Annotated in this window: 16 protein-coding genes; 11 read left to right on the top strand and 5 right to left on the bottom strand. The window is 77.1% G+C overall.

All coding sequences use genetic code 11. From position 1 onward, the window contains the following. Positions 1-12 precede the first annotated feature (12 nt). The gene (locus OG774_RS05320; protein WP_328307372.1) at positions 13-1,530 is read left to right on the top strand and encodes an FAD-dependent oxidoreductase; all 1,518 of its coding nucleotides are present in this window, start codon (positions 13-15) and stop codon (positions 1,528-1,530) included. Positions 1,531-1,648: 118 nt separating this feature from the next. Then, positions 1,649-1,969: a hypothetical protein gene (locus OG774_RS05315; RefSeq protein ID WP_328307371.1), complete on the top strand. Its 321-nt coding sequence runs from the start codon at positions 1,649-1,651 to the stop codon at positions 1,967-1,969. A 3-nt stretch (positions 1,970-1,972) separates the two neighbouring features. Here OG774_RS05315 and OG774_RS05310 read toward each other — a convergent pair whose 3' ends face one another. Both OG774_RS05310 and OG774_RS05305 read right to left on the bottom strand, forming a co-directional pair. Continuing rightward, the gene (locus OG774_RS05310; protein WP_328307369.1) at positions 1,973-2,647 is read right to left on the bottom strand and encodes a TVP38/TMEM64 family protein; all 675 of its coding nucleotides are present in this window, start codon (positions 2,645-2,647) and stop codon (positions 1,973-1,975) included. A 49-nt stretch (positions 2,648-2,696) separates the two neighbouring features. Further along, positions 2,697-3,287: a putative glycolipid-binding domain-containing protein gene (locus OG774_RS05305; RefSeq protein ID WP_328307367.1), complete on the bottom strand. Its 591-nt coding sequence runs from the start codon at positions 3,285-3,287 to the stop codon at positions 2,697-2,699. Between the two features lie 121 nt (positions 3,288-3,408). Here OG774_RS05305 and OG774_RS05300 point away from each other — a divergent pair, with 121 nt between their 5' ends. Genes OG774_RS05300 through OG774_RS05280 form a run of 5 tightly spaced genes read left to right on the top strand, consistent with a single transcriptional unit; the run spans position 3,409 to position 9,031 of the window. Then, positions 3,409-4,830, top strand: a complete 1,422-nt coding sequence (locus OG774_RS05300; RefSeq protein ID WP_328307365.1) for a glycerophosphoryl diester phosphodiesterase membrane domain-containing protein — start codon at positions 3,409-3,411, stop codon at positions 4,828-4,830. Beyond that, positions 4,830-5,492, top strand: coding sequence for a DUF4129 domain-containing protein (locus OG774_RS05295; protein WP_328307363.1), 663 nt, complete (start codon positions 4,830-4,832; stop codon positions 5,490-5,492). Before OG774_RS05300 ends, OG774_RS05295 begins: the two co-directional genes overlap by 1 nt. Beyond that, the gene (locus tag OG774_RS05290; protein ID WP_328307361.1) at positions 5,489-6,712 is read left to right on the top strand and encodes a DUF4350 domain-containing protein; all 1,224 of its coding nucleotides are present in this window, start codon (positions 5,489-5,491) and stop codon (positions 6,710-6,712) included. Before OG774_RS05295 ends, OG774_RS05290 begins: the two co-directional genes overlap by 4 nt. 12 nt (positions 6,713-6,724) lie before the next feature. Further along, entirely contained in the window at positions 6,725-7,699 is a 975-nt protein-coding gene (locus OG774_RS05285; RefSeq protein ID WP_274190400.1) for an AAA family ATPase, read from the top strand. Positions 7,700-7,723: 24 nt separating this feature from the next. Continuing rightward, a complete protein-coding gene (locus OG774_RS05280) occupies positions 7,724-9,031 on the top strand; it encodes a DUF58 domain-containing protein (protein WP_328307358.1) in 1,308 nt (435 codons plus the stop codon). Here OG774_RS05280 and OG774_RS05275 read toward each other — a convergent pair whose 3' ends face one another. Genes OG774_RS05275 through OG774_RS05265 form a run of 3 tightly spaced genes read right to left on the bottom strand, consistent with a single transcriptional unit; the run spans position 9,032 to position 10,913 of the window. Then, entirely contained in the window at positions 9,032-9,466 is a 435-nt protein-coding gene (locus OG774_RS05275; RefSeq protein WP_328307356.1) for a VOC family protein, read from the bottom strand. Continuing rightward, the gene (locus OG774_RS05270; protein WP_328307354.1) at positions 9,463-9,915 is read right to left on the bottom strand and encodes a helix-turn-helix transcriptional regulator; all 453 of its coding nucleotides are present in this window, start codon (positions 9,913-9,915) and stop codon (positions 9,463-9,465) included. The genes OG774_RS05275 and OG774_RS05270 overlap by 4 nt, the downstream gene beginning before the upstream one ends. Beyond that, on the bottom strand, positions 9,912-10,913 hold the full coding sequence (locus tag OG774_RS05265) for a stage II sporulation protein M (RefSeq protein WP_328307352.1): 1,002 nt from the start codon (positions 10,911-10,913) through the stop codon (positions 9,912-9,914). Before OG774_RS05265 ends, OG774_RS05270 begins: the two co-directional genes overlap by 4 nt. A gap of 36 nt (positions 10,914-10,949) precedes the next feature. Here OG774_RS05265 and OG774_RS05260 point away from each other — a divergent pair, with 36 nt between their 5' ends. The 4 genes from OG774_RS05260 to OG774_RS05245 all read left to right on the top strand — a co-directional run bounded on the left by OG774_RS05260 (position 10,950) and on the right by OG774_RS05245 (position 15,717). Beyond that, complete coding sequence (locus OG774_RS05260) at positions 10,950-11,942, top strand: RDD family protein (protein WP_328307350.1); 993 nt, start codon at positions 10,950-10,952, stop codon at positions 11,940-11,942. Positions 11,943-12,124: 182 nt separating this feature from the next. After that, positions 12,125-12,553, top strand: coding sequence for a hypothetical protein (locus tag OG774_RS05255; RefSeq protein ID WP_328307348.1), 429 nt, complete (start codon positions 12,125-12,127; stop codon positions 12,551-12,553). Beyond that, positions 12,550-14,439: a cytochrome c oxidase assembly protein gene (locus tag OG774_RS05250; protein WP_328307346.1), complete on the top strand. Its 1,890-nt coding sequence runs from the start codon at positions 12,550-12,552 to the stop codon at positions 14,437-14,439. Before OG774_RS05255 ends, OG774_RS05250 begins: the two co-directional genes overlap by 4 nt. 63 nt (positions 14,440-14,502) lie before the next feature. Next, positions 14,503-15,717: an MFS transporter gene (locus OG774_RS05245; protein ID WP_328307344.1), complete on the top strand. Its 1,215-nt coding sequence runs from the start codon at positions 14,503-14,505 to the stop codon at positions 15,715-15,717. Positions 15,718-15,721: the final 4 nt, after the last annotated feature.

Below are 15,721 nucleotides of genomic sequence, written 5' to 3'. Positions count from 1 at the left end.
AGGCTCCGGCCCGTGTCCCGACCCCACCACCACGTGCGCGCCCGGCCCGACCTGCCCCAGCGGGTGGCACCGGAGGCGAGTGCCCTCGTCGTCGGCGGCGGGATCGCGGGCGTGGCCGCCGCGCTGGTGCTGGCCGAGCGCGGCGTGAAGGTCGAGCTGCTCGAGGCGGCACCGCACCTCGGCGGGCGCCTCGGCACCTGGGACCGGCGCCTGGCCGACGGCAGCGAGGTGGTGGTCGAGCACGGCTACCACGGCTTCTTCCGGCAGTACTACACGCTGCGCGACATCCTGCGCCGCCTCGACCCGGACCTCGGCTTCCTGCGCGACGTCGGCGGCTATCCCATCGCGAGCCGCCCGTCGGTGGGCTGGGAGTCCGAGGACTTCACCGCGCTGCCGCGCACCCCGCTGCTCAACCTCGTCGCCCTCGTCCTGCGCAGCCCGAGCTTCAAGCTGGGCGAGCTGCGGCACGTGAACGCCGACGAGGCGCTGGCGATGCTGCACTACGACCCCGTCCGGACCTACGCCGAGCACGACCACCGCAGTGCCGCGGAGCTGCTCGACTCCCTCGGCTTCTCCGATCGCGGCCGGGCGATGCTCTTCGAGGTCTTCGCGCACTCGTTCTTCAACGTCGAGCAGCGCTACTCGGCGGCCGAGTTCCTGGCGATGTGCCACTTCTACTTCACGGCGAACCCCGAGGGCCTCGGTATGGACGCCCCGACCGAGGACTACCGCACCTCGCTGTGGGAGCCGTTCACCCGCCTGCTGGAGAAGCACGGGGCGACGGTGAGCACCGGGACGCGCGCGGTGGCGCTGCGCCCCGACGGCGCGCACGGGTGGGCCGTCGACGTCGAGGGCGAGCCCGCCCGCCACGCCCGCCACCTCGTCGTCACCACCGACGTCCCGGCCACGCGCGACCTCGTGGCCGCGTCCCCCGAGCTCGTCGCCGCGGCCCCGGGGCTGGCCCGGCGGATCGCGGCGCTGCCGAGCGGCGAGCCCTACGTCGTGGCCCGGCTGTTCTGCGAGGGCGACGTCGACCCGGCGCGCGCGGTGTTCACCGGCGTGACCCGGGAGGAGGTCCTCGACTCGGTGACGTTGTTCCACCGGCTCGAGGGCGGGTCCGCGCGGTGGGCGCGGGAACACGGGGGGTCCGTGATCGAGCTGCACTCGTACGCCTGCCCGTCCGGGACCCCGACCGACGACCTCGTCGCCACGATGCGCACCGAGCTCGCCGCGCTCTGGCCCGAGAGCGCCGACCTGCGCGTGATCGACGTCGAGGCGCACCGCTACACCAACGCGCCCGGCTTCGACCCCGGCTACCACCTCGTGCGGCCCGGCGTCCTCACCGACGCCCGCGGGCTGCGCCTGGCCGGCGACTGGGTGGCCTGCGACGTCCCGTCCGCCCTGATGGAGCGCGCGGCCGTCACCGCGGTCACGGCGGCGAACGACGTCCTGCGCGAGGAGGGCGTCGCCCCCGAACCGATGCGCTCGATCCGCCCGCGGGGCATCCTCGCCGGCCGCCGTCGTGCGTGATCTTCTCGGTCATAGCTGTGAAGATCACGCACGTGGGGTGCACGGCAGGTGGGGGCCTGACGCGATACCGTCTGCGCGCCGCCGGGGAGACCGGCGCGACGACCTGGGAGGGAACCGAGTGCCGAACCGACGGACGGCCGGGCGCACCGCGGCCCTGGCGGCCGTACTGCTCGCCGGGGGCATCAGCCTGAGCGCCTGCGTCTTCCCGGCCGAGCCGGCCCCCGGATCGCCGTCGAACCCGGACCAGTTCTCCACCGAGGGCTTCCCGCCGCCCGGCCCGGCGCCGCAGCCCGGTGTCATCACCCCCGACCCGGTGGCCCCGCCCGCCCCGTCGGAGGAGCCGCGCCCGCCCGAGGGCCCGGTGCCCACCGAGGGGCCGCGCACCAGCGGCAGTGAGCCGGAGCCCACCGGCGCGCCGGCCCCGCCGCCCGGCAGCTGACGGTCACTCCGGTCCTTCGGAGGCCGCGGGTCCCTGCGCCGCCGGCCGCGCGCACAGGGCGACGCCGGCGAGCCCGATCGCCCCGCTGACCAGGAAGATCACGATCAGGGTCGGCGAGAGCGTCCCGGTGACCGCGTCGCCCAGCAGCACGACCGCGGTGGTGCCGGGCACCAGCCCGAGCGCGGTGCCGCCGAGGTAGTGCCGCCAGCGCACGCTCGTCACCCCGAACGTGTAGTTCAGCGGCGCGAACGGGATCATCGGCACCAGGCGTGCCGACAGCACCGACAGCAGCCCGCGCGACGACAGGCGGGCCTCGAGCTGGCGCACCCGCCCGGGCCCGAGCCGTCGGAGCGCGCGCCCGCCGAGGCGCCGGGAGATCCCGAACCCGGCGGCCGCGGACGCCGTGCTCGCCACCAGGCACAGCGCGAGCGCCAGCCACGGCCCGAACAGCAGGCCCGCGGCCAGCGAGAACGCGGTGCGCGGGATCGGCGTGGTCGTCACGAGCGCGTGCGCCAGCAGGAACGTCACCGGCGCCCAGGCGCCGAGGTCCCGCACCCGGTCGCGCAGCTCCAGCGCCGTCGGCAGCGGCACCAGGAGGGCGAGGACGACCGCGGCGAGCAGCACCACCGCGAGCACGACCCAACGGGCGCGACCGGAGGTCAGCGACGGGAGGCGCACGGATTCCGCCTCCACCGCAGCGTCGGGTGCCGAACGGACGCGAGCCTACTCAACCGATGCGTGTGAACAGCCCCTGATAGGCGACGACGAGGCCGACGGGGTCGACGGTCACCGCGAACTCGCCGTAGGTGGGGTCGGCGTAGGTGTAGGTCGCGAGGCCCCGGGCGTCGTCCGGGCCGCGGCGGTAGACCTGCCGCACGCGGTGCACCGCGAGCGACGGGACGTCGAGCCACGCCACGTCCACCGCCGCCTCGCCGCCGACGGGCAGGTCGAGCCGGCGCACCGGCAGCGCGTTGGTGAGCGGCGTCGCGGAGACGTCGACGTCGGTGCACCCGCGCAGCTCCGGCCAGGGCCGCCCGTCGAGGGTCCAGTCCCCGAGCGCGTCGACCGACAGCGTCACCCGCTCGAGACCGTCGTCGGCGAGCACCTCGACGAACACGGTGCGGGTCAGCCACGCCCGGTCGGCGACCACGGAGAACCGGAGCGACCAGGCCCCGTTGTCGTCGCGCACGACGGCGGACCCGTCGAGGAGGTGCGCGCCGTCGGGGTGCTCGTGATCGGGGGCGAAGTCGGACACCGCGCCGTGCGCGAGTCCGTCGGCGACGTCGAGGCGTCGCCACAACGCGGAGTGCAGGGCCACGCGGGGGATCGTGGCAGACGCCCCGACGGCGATCCGCGCGTGCCGGTCGCACCGGCGTGGCACGATCGCCGCGTCATCGGTCCGGTGCCGGACGCGCCGGCGCGGAGGGAGTGTGCCCGAGGTGAGTGGTCCCTCGTCCGACGAGAACGACGAGCCACGGGAGGCCCGCGCCGACGAACCCACCCCGCCCCGGGGCACGCCCGGTCCGGACACCTCGGTCCCGGCCTGGGATCCGTCGGAGGGCGGCTCGGGCGGCGCCGGTGGGTCGGCACCTCCCTCGTCGGGCTTCGCGTCCCCGGCGGAGGGCGCGTCGGGCCAGGGCCCCTCGGGCTACGGGGCCGGCGCCCAGCCCCCGGGCCACGGCGCCTCCGGGAACCAGGGGTACGGCAACCAGGGCTACGGGGGCCAGGGCTACGGCGGCCAGGCTCCCGGCGGCCCCGGCTACGGGGGCCAGGGCTACGGCGGCCAGGGCTACGGCGGCCAGGCTCCCGGCGGCCCCGGCCCCGGCCCCGGCTACGGCGGTCCCGGCGGACCCGCCGGACCCGCCGGCTTCGGCGGCGGCCCCGGGCCGGGCCCGGGCTTCGGTCCCGGCTTCGGGCAGGCCCCCAAGCCCGGCATCGTCCCGCTGCGCCCGCTGGGCCTCGGCGAGGTCCTCGACGGGGCGCTGGGCTACATCCGCGCGCACCCGCGGGTGGTGCTCGGCGCGTCCGCGGTCGTCGCGGTGATCAGCCAGATCGTGCAGGTGGTGCTGCAGCTGGTGGTGACGTCGTCGGCCGAGGGGCTGGGCGGGTCGCCGGACCTCGCGCAGGTCACCGGTCTCGTGGCCGGCGCGGGCGTCACCGGGTTCGTCGGCGCGATCATCACGCTCGTCGCGACGGCGGTGCTCACCGGCGTGCTCATGGTGGTCATCAGCCGCTCGGTGCTCGGCGCGCCCGTCGACCCCGGCGAGGTCTGGCGTGCCGCCCGCCCGCGGGTCCCGGGTGTGCTCGGGGTCGTGGTGCTCGTCGCGCTCATCGCCCTCGGGATCCTCGTCGTCGGCGCGGTGCCGGGTCTGCTGCTGCTGGCCGTCGACGGGGTGCTGGGCGGCGTGGTCATCGGGATCGGCGTGCTCGCGGCGATCGTGGTCGTCGTGTGGCTCTCGGTCTCGTGGTCGCTGGCCACGCCCGCCTACGTCCTCGAGGGCGTCGGCGTCACCGAGGCGCTGCGGCGCTCGTGGTTCCTCGTCACCGGCCGGTTCTGGCCGGTGTTCGGCATCCAGCTCCTCGGCGGCATCATCGCCACGGTGATCGCGGCCGTGATCGCGCTGCCGTTCCAGTTCATCGGCACCGCGCTCGGCGTCGCCACCGCGAACGGGGACCCGGCGGCCATCACCTCGCTCCCGGTCCTGCTGATCAGTGCGATCGGCGCGATCATCGCCACCACCCTCACGACCCCCTTCCAGGCGGGCGTCAGCGGCCTGCTCTACGTCGATCAGCGCATGCGCCGGGAAGGCTTCGACATCGAGCTGCAGCGGGCCGCCGTGGGCGGGGGCGGCGGACGCTGATGGTCCCGGTGGTCCCGGTGGCCCCGCCCGGGAGTCCCGCCCCGCACGCGGTACCGATCGACCTCGGCGCCGACCCCGCCCGGGAGCTCGCCCGCGAGGAGCTCGCGCGGCCGATCTACTCCGACGCCGCCCCCGACCCGCTGTCGGCGGCGCTGCAGTGGCTCGCGCGGCGGATCGAGGACCTGCTGCGCGCCGCGTCCGGCGTCTCGCCCGGCGGCGGGTGGGGGCTGCTGGTGATCGTCGTGCTGCTGGTGGTCGTGGTGATCCTGGTGCGGCGGCGCTTCGGCCCGCTCGCCCGCACCACGGCCGCTCCCGGCGCCGTGCTCGGCGCCACCGACCGCACCGCCGCCGAGCACCGGCGTCTCGCCGCGGAGCACGCCGCGGCCGGGCGGTACGACGACGCGGTGCGCGAGCGGATGCGCGCCATCGTCCGGTCGCTCGAGGAGCGCACGCTGCTCGAGCCCCGCCGCGGGCGCACCGCCGGCGACGCGGCCCGCGAGGGCGGCCGGGCGCTGCCCGCCGCGGCCGACGCCCTGCAGGACGCGGCGCGGCGCTTCGACGAGACGGTGTACGGCGGGCGCCCCGCCGACGCCGAGACCGCTGAGCGGATGCGGGCCGCCGACGACGCGGTGGCCGCCACCCGGGCCGTGGGCGTCGCATGATCAACGGGGAGTTCGCGCGCGTAGAAGCAGCGAACGCGCCGTTCGCTGCTACCACCGACGCCCCCACGACCCCCGCGCGACGTCGCTGGCGCGGCCCCGCGCTCGTCGTCGGCCTCGTGCTGCTCGCCGCGCTGGTCATCGCCGTGCTCGGCGCCGCGCCGCGCACCGGGGAGCTGGACCCGGAGGCCGCCTCGCCCGACGGCGCGCGGGCGCTCGCCACGCTCCTCGAGGCCCAGGGCGTGCGGGTCGAGACCGTCACCGACCTCGACGCCGCGACCGCCGGCGCGGGACGCACCGTGCTCGTCGCCCTGCCCGCGCAGCTCAGCACGCGCCAGCGCGACGCCCTCGCCGCGTCCCGGGCCGACCTCGTCCTCCTGCGCCCCGACGAGCGCACCCTGACCGCGCTGGCCCCGGCCGTGCGCCCCGAGCCGGTCGAGCTGCCCGAGCCCACCGAGCCGGCGTGCGGGCTGCGCGCCGCGGTGCTCGCCGGGCCGGTCGACCTCGCCGGCGCCGCGTACTCCACCGCCGACCCTGCCGCGGCGCGCTGCTACCCGACGGGCACCCCGAGCGGCGCGGTGTCGCTGGTCGAGGTCCGGGACCGCGGGCGCACGGTCACCGTCGTCGGGGACGCGGCCCCGTTCACCAACGACGTCCTCGACGAGCGCGGGAACGCCGCCCTCGCGATGGACGTCCTCGGCGCGCACCCCGACCTGCTCTGGTACCTGCCGGTGCCGCCCCCGGCCGAGCCCGGCCAGGAGCGCGGCACCTCGGAGCTCCTGCCGCCCGGCTGGGTGTGGGGCCCGGTGCAGCTGCTCGTGGCCGGACTGGCGATCGCGCTGTGGCGGGGGCGCCGCCTCGGGCGCGTGGTCACCGAGGATCTGCCGGTGGTCGTCCCCGCGGGCGAGACCGTGCGGGGCCGGGCCCGGCTCTACCGCCGCGCCGGGGCACGCGACCGCGCCGCGGCCGCCCTGCGCGCCGACGCGCGCCGCGACCTCGCCGGGCGTCTCGGTGTCCCGCGGGGTGCCGGGGACGGCGCCGTCGTCGACGCCGTCGCCGGCCGTACAGGGTGGCCGGCCGGGGCGGTGGGCGTCCTCCTGGCCGGGCCGCCCCCGTCCGACGACGCCGCGCTGGTGACGCTCGCGGGCGAGCTCGACCGCCTCCGCTCCGCCGTCCGGGACGCCTCCGGGGCGACCCCCGGGGGCCCCGCACCGCGGGCGTGATCGGATGAAGGTGTGACCGGCACGGGGGAGATCAGCGGTGACGAGGCCCGGGAGGCCCTGCTCGCGCTGCGCCGCGAGGTGGCCAAGGCCGTCGTCGGCCACGACGCCGCCGTGACGGGCCTGGTCATCGCCCTGCTCACGCGCCGGCACGTGCTGCTCGAGGGCGTGCCGGGCGTCGCCAAGACGCTGCTCGTGCGCTCGGTGGCCGCGGCGCTCTCGCTCGAGGAGCGCCGGGTGCAGTTCACGCCGGACCTCATGCCCGGCGACGTCACCGGCTCGCTGGTCTACGACGGCCGCAGCGCGGAGTTCTCGTTCCGGCCGGGCCCGGTGTTCACCAACCTGCTGCTCGCGGACGAGATCAACCGGACGCCGCCGAAGACCCAGGCCTCGCTGCTGGAGGCGATGGAGGAGTTCCAGGTCTCGGTGGACGGGGTCCCGCGCCCGCTGCCCGACCCGTTCGTGGTGGCCGCGACCCAGAACCCCGTCGAGTACGAGGGCACCTACCCGCTGCCCGAGGCCCAGCTCGACCGCTTCCTGCTCAAGCTCGTGCTGCCCCTGCCGGCCCGCGACGACGAGATCCGCATGCTCACCCGGCACTCGGAGGGCTTCGACCCCCGCGACCTCGCGGCCGCCGGCGTCGCGCCGGTCGCGGGCGCCGAGCACCTGCGCGCCGGGCGGGCCGCCGTGGCGCGGGTGACCGCGCGGCCCGAGCTGCTCGCCTACGTCGTCGACCTGTGCCGCGCGACCCGGGCGTCGCCGTCCCTGCGCCTCGGGGTGTCCCCGCGCGGGGCGACGGCGCTGCTGCTCGCTGCGCGCAGCTGGGCGTGGCTCTCCGGTCGTCCCTACGTCACGCCCGACGACGTGCAGGCCCTCGCCCTGCCGGTGCTGCGCCACCGGGTCGCGGTGCGCGCCGAGGCCGAGCTCGAGGGCGTGACCGCGGACGGCGTCGTGTCCGGGGTGCTCGGCGCCGTGCCGGTCCCGCGGTAGACCCGGGGCGGGTGGGCTGACGACATGGCCGTCACCGGGCGTCTCGCCCTGCTGGTGGCCCTCGGCGCGCTGGTCGTGGGGCTGCTCGTCCCGTCGCTGCTCGGGGTCCTGGTCGTGTCCGGGGCGCTCGCGCTGCTCGCGGTCGTCGACGCGCTGGCGGCGGTCCCCGTCGGGAGCCTGCACCTCGACCGCGAGCAGGACCCCGCCCGCGCGACGACCCTGCGCCTCGGGACCTCGCTCGAGGTCGCGCTGCGGGTCGCCAACCCCGGCCGCCGCCGCGCGGACCTCGTGCTGCGCGACGCCTGGGAGCCCTCCGCGAGCGCGGTGCCCGCGCGGCACCGGCTCGTCGTGCCGGCGGGGGAGCGGCGCCGGGTGGTCACCACGCTCACCCCGACCCGCCGCGGCGACCGGGACGCGGTCCGGGTCACCGTGCGCTCGCTCGGTCCCCTCGGGCTGGCCGCGCGCCAGGGCGGGCGCGCCGTCCCGGCCAGCGTGCGGGTGCTCCCGCCGTTCGGGTCCCGCCGCCACCTGCCCTCCCGGCTGGCGCGGATGCGCGAGCTCGACGGCCGCCGCGCGATCCAGGTGCGGGGCCAGGGCACCGAGTTCGACTCGCTGCGCGAGTACGTCGCGGGCGACGACGTCCGCTCGCTCGACTGGCGGGCGTCGGCGCGCTCCACCGAGCTCGTGGTGCGCACCTGGCGCCCCGAGCGGGACCGCCACGTCCTCGTCGTGCTCGACACCGGCCGCAGCTCCGCGGGCCGGGTCGGCGATGCGCCGCGGCTCGACGCCGCCCTGGACACCGCGCTGCTGCTCGCCGCGCTGGCCTCCCGCGGCGGCGACCGCGTCGACCTGCTCGCGCTCGACCGCGAGGTCCGGGGCTCGGTGCTCGGGGCCACGGCGGGCGATCTGCTGCCCGCGCTCGTGACGGCCATGGCGCCGCTGGAGCCGCGGCTGGTCGAGACCGACATGCGCCTGCTCGCCGCGTCCGTCCTCGCGCGCGCCGGGCAGCGCAGCCTCGTCGTGCTCGTCACGGGTCTCGACGAGGCGGCCGTGACCGAGGGCCTCGACCCCGTGCTCGGGAGCCTGCTGCGCCGGCACACCGTGCTGCTCGCCGCCGTCGACGACCCGGAGCTCGCGACGATGGCCGCCGGTCGCGGGGACGCCGAGGCCGTCTACACGGCGGCGGCCGCCGAGACCGCCCGTGCCGCCCGGCGCCGGACCGCCGAGCGCCTCGGCCGCCGGGGCGTCGAGGTCGTCGATGCGGGGCCCGACGAGCTGCCGCCGGCCGTCGCCGACCGCTATCTCGCCCTCAAGGCGGCGGGGCGGCTCTAGCTAGGCGTGCGGGAAGTCCTCGCCGGTGAACGGCTTGGGCTCGACCATGACGAGCCAGTTGCCGCAGCTGTCGCGGAACACGGCTTCGACGCCGTAGGGGCGCTCGGCGGGCTCCTGGACGAACTCGACGCCCAGCTTCGCCAGCCGCTCGTGCTCGCCACGGCAGTCGTCGGTCGAGAGGCCGATGCCGCCCATCGACCCCGCCGCGAGCGCGCGGCGGACGGCGCCGGCCATCTCCTCGGTCAACGGCGGTCCCGGCACCATGAGCGTCACCTGCAGCTCGGGCTGCTCCGGGTGCACGACCGTCACCCACCGGAAGCCCTCGCCCATCGTGATGTCGGTGCCCTCGCGGAAGCCGAGGACGTCGCAGTAGAAGCGTTTGGCCTCGTCCTGGTCGGTGACGTAGACGGTGACGAGCGAGACGTTGGTGATCATGCGGAGGATTCTCCTCGCGTGACCCCGTCGACCGGCTTCTCGCGGATTGCTCGGTCGCTCAGCCCGTGCATGAGCACGAAGCACCCCGGGATAGGCGGCGGGCCGGTCCGCGCCCAGCGCGCCTGGTACTCCGACGGGCTGGCGCCCACGAGCCGGTGGAACCGCGTCGAGAACGACCCGAGCGACTCGTAGCCGACGAGCCGGCACACCTCGGTGACGGTGAGGTTCGTGGCGCGCAGGAGATCCTGGGCGCGCTCCACGCGCCGCTCGGTGAGGTACGCGTGGGGCGTGAGCCCGTAGGTGCGGGCGAAGCAGCGCAGGAAGTGGTACTTCGACAGGCCCGCCGTCGCGGCCAGGGCGTCGAGGTCGAGGGCCTGCGCGTAGTCGCGGTCGATGCGGTCGCGCGCACGGCGCAGCCCGACGAGCAGGTCCTCGGGGACGGTGCTCATGTCGGGAGCGTGTGGCCGCGGCGATCGGCGGCGAGGTCGGCCAGCGCGGGCGCGGACGGTCCGTGGCGGCGCACCAGCACCACGCCCCACAGCACGTAGGCTGCGAACCCGGCCTCGGCGAGCACCCCGATCCCGATCCGGGCGGCGGTCGGCAGCCCCGAGGGCGTCACGAACGCCTCGATCACCCCGGAGATCAGCAGCAGCACGGTGACCCCGAGCGCCATCCCCGCGGTGGTGCGGCCCTGCCGGGCGAGGGACTCCGAGCGCGTCAGCGGGCCCGGGTCGATCCAGGACCACCCCAGCCGCAGCCCGGCGCCCGCCGCGACGAACAGGGCCGTGAGCTCCAGCAGGCCGTGCGGGGTGATCAGGCCGAAGAACAGGTCCGCCCGGCCGTTGGCGGCGAGGATCCCGCCGGAGAGCCCGACGTTGACGACGTTCTGCAGCAGCACCCAGAGCACCGGCAGGATCAGCACGCCGGTGATCAGGCAGACGGCCGCGAGCCAGGCGTTGTTGGTCCAGACCCGCGCCGCGAACGACGAGGCCGGGTCGGAGCTGTAGTAGGACGCGAAGTCCTCCTCCACCAGCCGCCGCGTCTCCTCGGGCGGGAGCAGGGCCGCCTGGACGTCGGGGGAGCGGGCCACCCAGACCCCGACGGCGACCATCACCACCGAGCTGACCGTCAGCGTCGTCAGCCACCAGCGCCACGACGACGCCAGCGCCACGGCGAAGCCGACGGTGGCGAACCGCGTGAGGTCACGCCACGAGGGGCCGGTCGAGCCGGTGATCGCGGTGCGGGCGCGGGCGACCAGCGTCGAGAGCCGCGCCACGAGCGCCGGGTCGGGCGAGGTCGAGCGCACCACCGAGAGGTGGGTGGCCGTCCGCTCGTAGAGCGCCACGGCCTCGTCGACCTCGTCGCCGGTCCAGCGGCGCCGGTCGAGCAGGGCGGCCAGGCGGTCCCAGTCGGGCCGATGGGCCGCCACGTAGGCGTCGACGTCCACACCGCCGATCCTTCCACCGAGCACGACGCTGGCACGATGGCCGTCGTGGACCGCGTGGTGATCGGGGAAGCGGTCGAGCTGGACGTGCGCACCGCCCGCCTGCCCAGCCGGGCGCTGGCCCTCGCGCTCGACGTCCTGATCATGCTGGTGCTGCTGCTCGTCGTCCTGCTGGTCATGTCGGCGGTCGGGGCGGACGTCGACCCCGCGCTCGCCGCCGCGGTCTCCCTGGTCACCACCGTCGGCGTGTTCGTCGGCTATCCGCTGCTGTGGGAGACGCTCACGCGCGGTCGATCCCCGGGGAAGTACGCGATGGGGCTGCGGGTGGTGCGCACCGACGGCGGGCCGATCGTGTTCCGCCACGCCCTCGCCCGCGCGCTCGCCGGGTTCATCGTCGACTTCGGGCTGTTGTCGCTGTTCACGGGCCTGATCGGGATCGTGGTGTCGGCGAGCACGGCCCGCGGACAGCGGATCGGCGACCTCCTCGCCGGCACGGTCGTCGTCCGCGAACGGCTGCCGCGCACGGGCCTCGAGAGCCTCCCGCCCCCCGACCCCGGCCTCGCGGCGTGGGCGCGGGGCTGCGAGCTCTCCCGCCTCCCCGACGATCTGGCCCTCGCCGCCCGCCAGTTCCTCGTGCGCGCCCCGCAGCTCGCGGGCGGGGTGCGGGCGTCGCTGGCCGAGCGGCTCGCGGCCGACGTCTCCGCCCGCGTCGCCCCGCCCCCGCCGCCCGGCGTGCCGCCCGAGCCCTACCTCCTCGCCGTCCTGGGCGAGCGCCGTCGCCGCGAGGCCGACCGCCTCACGGCCGGGGCGGGCGCCGCGCCACGGGGGAGCGGGCCACCGGGGTGGGACGGGGCGGGTGCACCCGTGGGCATGCCGTCCGGCCCGGGCGTGCCCCCGCCGTCTCCCTACGCGGGCCCCGCCGCGCCGTTCGCCCCCGGACCCGAGGCGCCGCCGACGACCACCCCGTCGCGCACCCCCGTGCCCCCGGACGGGCCCGCACCCTCGCCGGGCGGCTTCGCCCCACCCGGCTGAGTCCGGGGTCCTGCCCGATCCCAGCGCGATGCTTCGGAGAGCGAAGCGTTCTCGTCGGGCCTCGAGCCGAGCTCCCGGAAACCGGACGACCCGGTCGAGACCCGTCGAGAACCGACGCCATCGCCGCACCCCCGCCGACCCCCGCGACGGCCCACCGGGACCGGCTTGCCACGATCGGGGCCGTGTCCTCCGAGCCCGCTGCGCCACCCACGGACCGCCCCGACACCGCGCGGCGTCCGGGCATCGTCGCGGCCGCACCGGTGCTGGGCGTCATGGCCCTGGTCAGCGCGTGGACGGGCTGGGGCGGGCTGGGGCTGGGGCTGCTCGCGGTCGTCGTCGCCCTGGCCGCGTTCGCGCGCCTGCGCGGTTCCCGGGACGCGAGCCGTCGCGGCCCCCTCGCGGGGCTCGCGCTCGGTCTCGTCGCCGTCGGGATCGCGGTCGTGGTGGAGTGGAGCACCCTCGCCGGGGCCGTCACGTACCTCGAGACCGGCGGCGTGCGGACCCTCGACGAGTGCATGCGCCAGGCGCAGAACGAGAAGGAACAGCACGTCTGCAAGTCCCAGCACCTCGACGAGTACCGCGCCCGGTACCCGAGCGAGATCGACCCGTGACGCGGCGGGCGGCGATCGCGGGTGCTCTGCTCGGGGTGCTCGCCGCCGCGGTCGCGGTGCTCGTGCGCGGGCCCGTCGGCTACCCCGAGCTCGGGCTCGCCGACCCGGGTCTCGCCGTCCGCGTCGCCGTGCCGGTGCTGCGCACGGTCGTCGACCTGGCCGGCGCGGCGACGGTCGGCGGGCTGCTCGTCGCCCTCGTCGTCACCACCCCGCCCGCCGGCGGCGAGCCGTTCACCCCGCAGGGCCGGCGGGCCCTGGGCGTCGCGCGGTGGGCGGCCTGGGTGGGCGCGGCCGGTGCGGCGCTGTCGGTGCCCGCGACGCTCGCCGACTCGACGGGCGGCGGGCTCCCGCGCGGGCCGGATCTCGTGACGGTGATGCTCGCGCGCGGCGAGCCGGTGAGCTGGATGGTCGCCGCCGCCCTCGGGCTGGCGACGGCCGTGGCCGCCGGCGAGGTGCGGCGCTGGACCGGGGGCGCCGGGGTCCTCGGGCTCGCCGTCGCGGCCCTGCTCGTCCCGGTCGCGACCGGGCACGCCATGGACGGGGTGGGCCACGACCTCGCCCTGCCCGCGCTCGCGGGTCACGTCGTCGCGGCGGCGGTGTGGACGGGGACGCTCGGGGTGCTCGCGGTCCTGCGCCTGCGCGATCCGCGGGCGACGTGGCGCGCCGCCCGCATCGGCACGGCCGCGGGCGTGGCGACGATCGCCTCGGGGGCCGTGGCCGCGGCGGTCGCCCTGCGCGGCGCCCCGGACAGCGGCACCGACTACACGGCCCTCGTCCTGCTCACCGCGGCGCTCGGCGTCCTGGTCGGCGCGGCCCTGTGGCGCCGGCGGACCGGACGGGTGACCCGGCCCGTCGAGCTCGGCGTCCTCGCCGTCGTCGTGGGGCTTTCCGCGGTCGCGACCCGCGCGGTTCCGCCCGTGCAGGCCCCGGGCGCGACGAGCACCCCGACCGCGGTCCTCGGCTACGGCCTGGCCGCGGCGCCGGACCTCGAGGTGCTCGCCACCTCCTGGCGTCCCGACCTGACCGCCCTGGTGCTCGCCCTGACCCTCGCCGCGCTCTACGCCGGCGGGCTGCGCCGCCTCGCCGCCGAGGGCGCGCGCTGGCCGGCGGGGCGCTCGCTGGCGTGGTTCGGCGGGTGCGCGCTGCTGGTGGTCGCGACGTCGTCCGGGCTGGGCCGCTACGGCCCGGCCGTGCTCAGCATCCACGTCGCGGGCCACATGCTGGTGGCGACGGCGGTCCCCCTGCTCTGGGCACTCGGCGCGCCGATCGTGCTGGCCCGGCGCACCCTGCGCGAGGCCCCGCCCGGCGGTCCGGAGGGTCCGGCGGAGTGGCTCGAGCACGTCCTGGCCGCGCCGACCCTGCGCCGGGCGAGCCACCCGTTCGTCGCCCTCGTGCTCGTCGTCGCCTCGCCCGTGCTGCTCTACCTGACCCCGGTGTTCGCGCTGACCCAGCCGCTGGGCTGGCTGCAGCCGCTGATGACGCTGTGGTTCCTGCTGGTCGGGGTGCTGTTCCTCGGCCCGCTGGTGGGCGGCGCGCCCGACGGTCCGGGTCTGCCGTACCTCGCGCGGCTGACGTTCCTTCTGGCCTCGATGCCGGTGCACGCGCTCGTCGGGCTCGCCCTGCTCGCCACCGACCGTCCCGTCTCGCGGACGCCGGTGCTGCCCGCGGACGGGGGCGGCGGGCAGGTGTTCGTCGACGACTTCTTCGTGCGCCTGCGCCTGCCGTGGGCGCCGGACCTGCTCGCCGACCAACACCTGGCCGGGGTCCTGACCTGGTTGCTCGGCGACCTCCCGCTGCTCGCCGCGGTGGTCGTCGTGCTCGTCGCGTGGTCGCGGCAGGCCCGGACGGGGGAGGCCGATCTGCTGGTGCGTCTCGGATCACGTTGAGCTGTCCCACGATGTGGGAGCGATTTCCTGCGGAATGGGCACCGATCGCGTAGACAAGGAGCCGTGCGCTCCCGTCGACGCTGGGCCGTCCTCGCTGCCGGAGTCGCCGCCCAGACCGCGGCGTCCGCGGTCGTGTACGGCGTCCCGTTCCTCGTGCCGATGCTGCGCGACGAGCGTGGGCTCTCCCTCGCCGCCGTCGGCGTGGTGGTCGCCGCGCCGACCCTCGGTCTGCTCATCGCGCTGATCGCCTGGGGTGCCGTGGTCGACCGGGTCGGCGAGCGCCTCCCGATGGCGGCCGGGCTCGGGGCCTGCGGTGTGGTCACCGGCGTGCTCGCGCTCCTCGCGCCGCAGTCGATCGCCGTCGCCGTCGGCCTGCTGGTGCTCGCCGGGATCGGCGCGGCCTCGGTCAACGCCGCGAGCGGGCGCCTGATCATGGGCTGGTTCGACGTCGACGAGCGTGGGCTCGCGATGGGTATCCGCCAGACCGCCCAGCCCCTCGGGGTGGCCGCCGCGGGGCTCGCCCTGCCGACGCTGGCGCTGCGCGAGGGCTCCTTCGCCGCGCTGGGCTGGCCCGCGCTCGCCTGCCTGGTCTGCGCGGTGCTCGTGCTGGTCGTCGCCGCGGACCCGCCGCGGGCGGTGCGCGCACCCGGCGACGCCCCGCCCGCCTCGCCCTACCGCAGCGTCGTCCTGCCCCGGGTGCACGCGGCGAGTGCGCTGCTGGTGCTCCCGCAGTTCGCGATCTCGGCGTTCTCGCTGGAGTACCTCGTGCGCGAGCAGGGCTGGGCGCCCGCCGCGGCCGGGTTCTTCGTCGCGGGCGCCCAGATCGCCGGCGCCGGCGGGCGCATCGCCAGCGGCTGGTGGTCCGACCGCGTGGGCTCCCGCCTGCGCCCGATGCGCCAGCTCGCGGTGGCCAGCGCCGCCGTCCTGCTCGTGTTCGCGTTCGGCGACCTGACCACCGGGATCATCGCGGTCGCCGCCATCGCCGCCGGCTCGATCATCACCGTCGCCGACAACGGCCTCGCGTTCACCGCTACCGCAGAGATCGCCGGCACCGCCTGGTCCGGCCGGGCCCTCGGCGTGCAGAACACCACCCAGAACATCGTCGCGACGGCCGCGCCGCCGGTGCTCGGCGCGGTCATCGGCGTCTCGAGCTACGCGGCGGGCTTCGCCCTGGCCGCCCTCGCCCCGCTCGCGGCCATCGCCGTCACCCCCGTCGCCGCCGAGCCCGTCCCGGAACGGGTCGCCGCGCGCGCCACGGCGGCGTCCGACGGAGAATGATCGG

The organism is Actinomycetospora sp. NBC_00405, from assembly GCF_036044095.1.
Lineage (GTDB): Bacteria > Actinomycetota > Actinomycetes > Mycobacteriales > Pseudonocardiaceae > Actinomycetospora > Actinomycetospora callitridis.
Note: the sequence above shows the minus strand (reverse complement) of the source record. Positions and strands in the feature narration are given on the sequence as shown.

Bases quoted from the DNA above. Each gene is read 5' to 3' on its own strand.
- OG774_RS05295 (WP_328307363.1), top strand. From the start codon at position 4,830: ATGGTCCCGGTGGTCCCGGTGGCCCCGCCCGGGAGTCCCGCCCCGCAC.
- OG774_RS05290 (WP_328307361.1), top strand. From the start codon at position 5,489: ATGATCAACGGGGAGTTCGCGCGCGTAGAAGCAGCGAACGCGCCGTTC.
- OG774_RS05280 (WP_328307358.1), top strand. From the start codon at position 7,724: ATGGCCGTCACCGGGCGTCTCGCCCTGCTGGTGGCCCTCGGCGCGCTG.
- OG774_RS05275 (WP_328307356.1), bottom strand. From the start codon at position 9,466: ATGATCACCAACGTCTCGCTCGTCACCGTCTACGTCACCGACCAGGAC.
- OG774_RS05270 (WP_328307354.1), bottom strand. From the start codon at position 9,915: ATGAGCACCGTCCCCGAGGACCTGCTCGTCGGGCTGCGCCGTGCGCGC.
- OG774_RS05260 (WP_328307350.1), top strand. From the start codon at position 10,950: ATGGCCGTCGTGGACCGCGTGGTGATCGGGGAAGCGGTCGAGCTGGAC.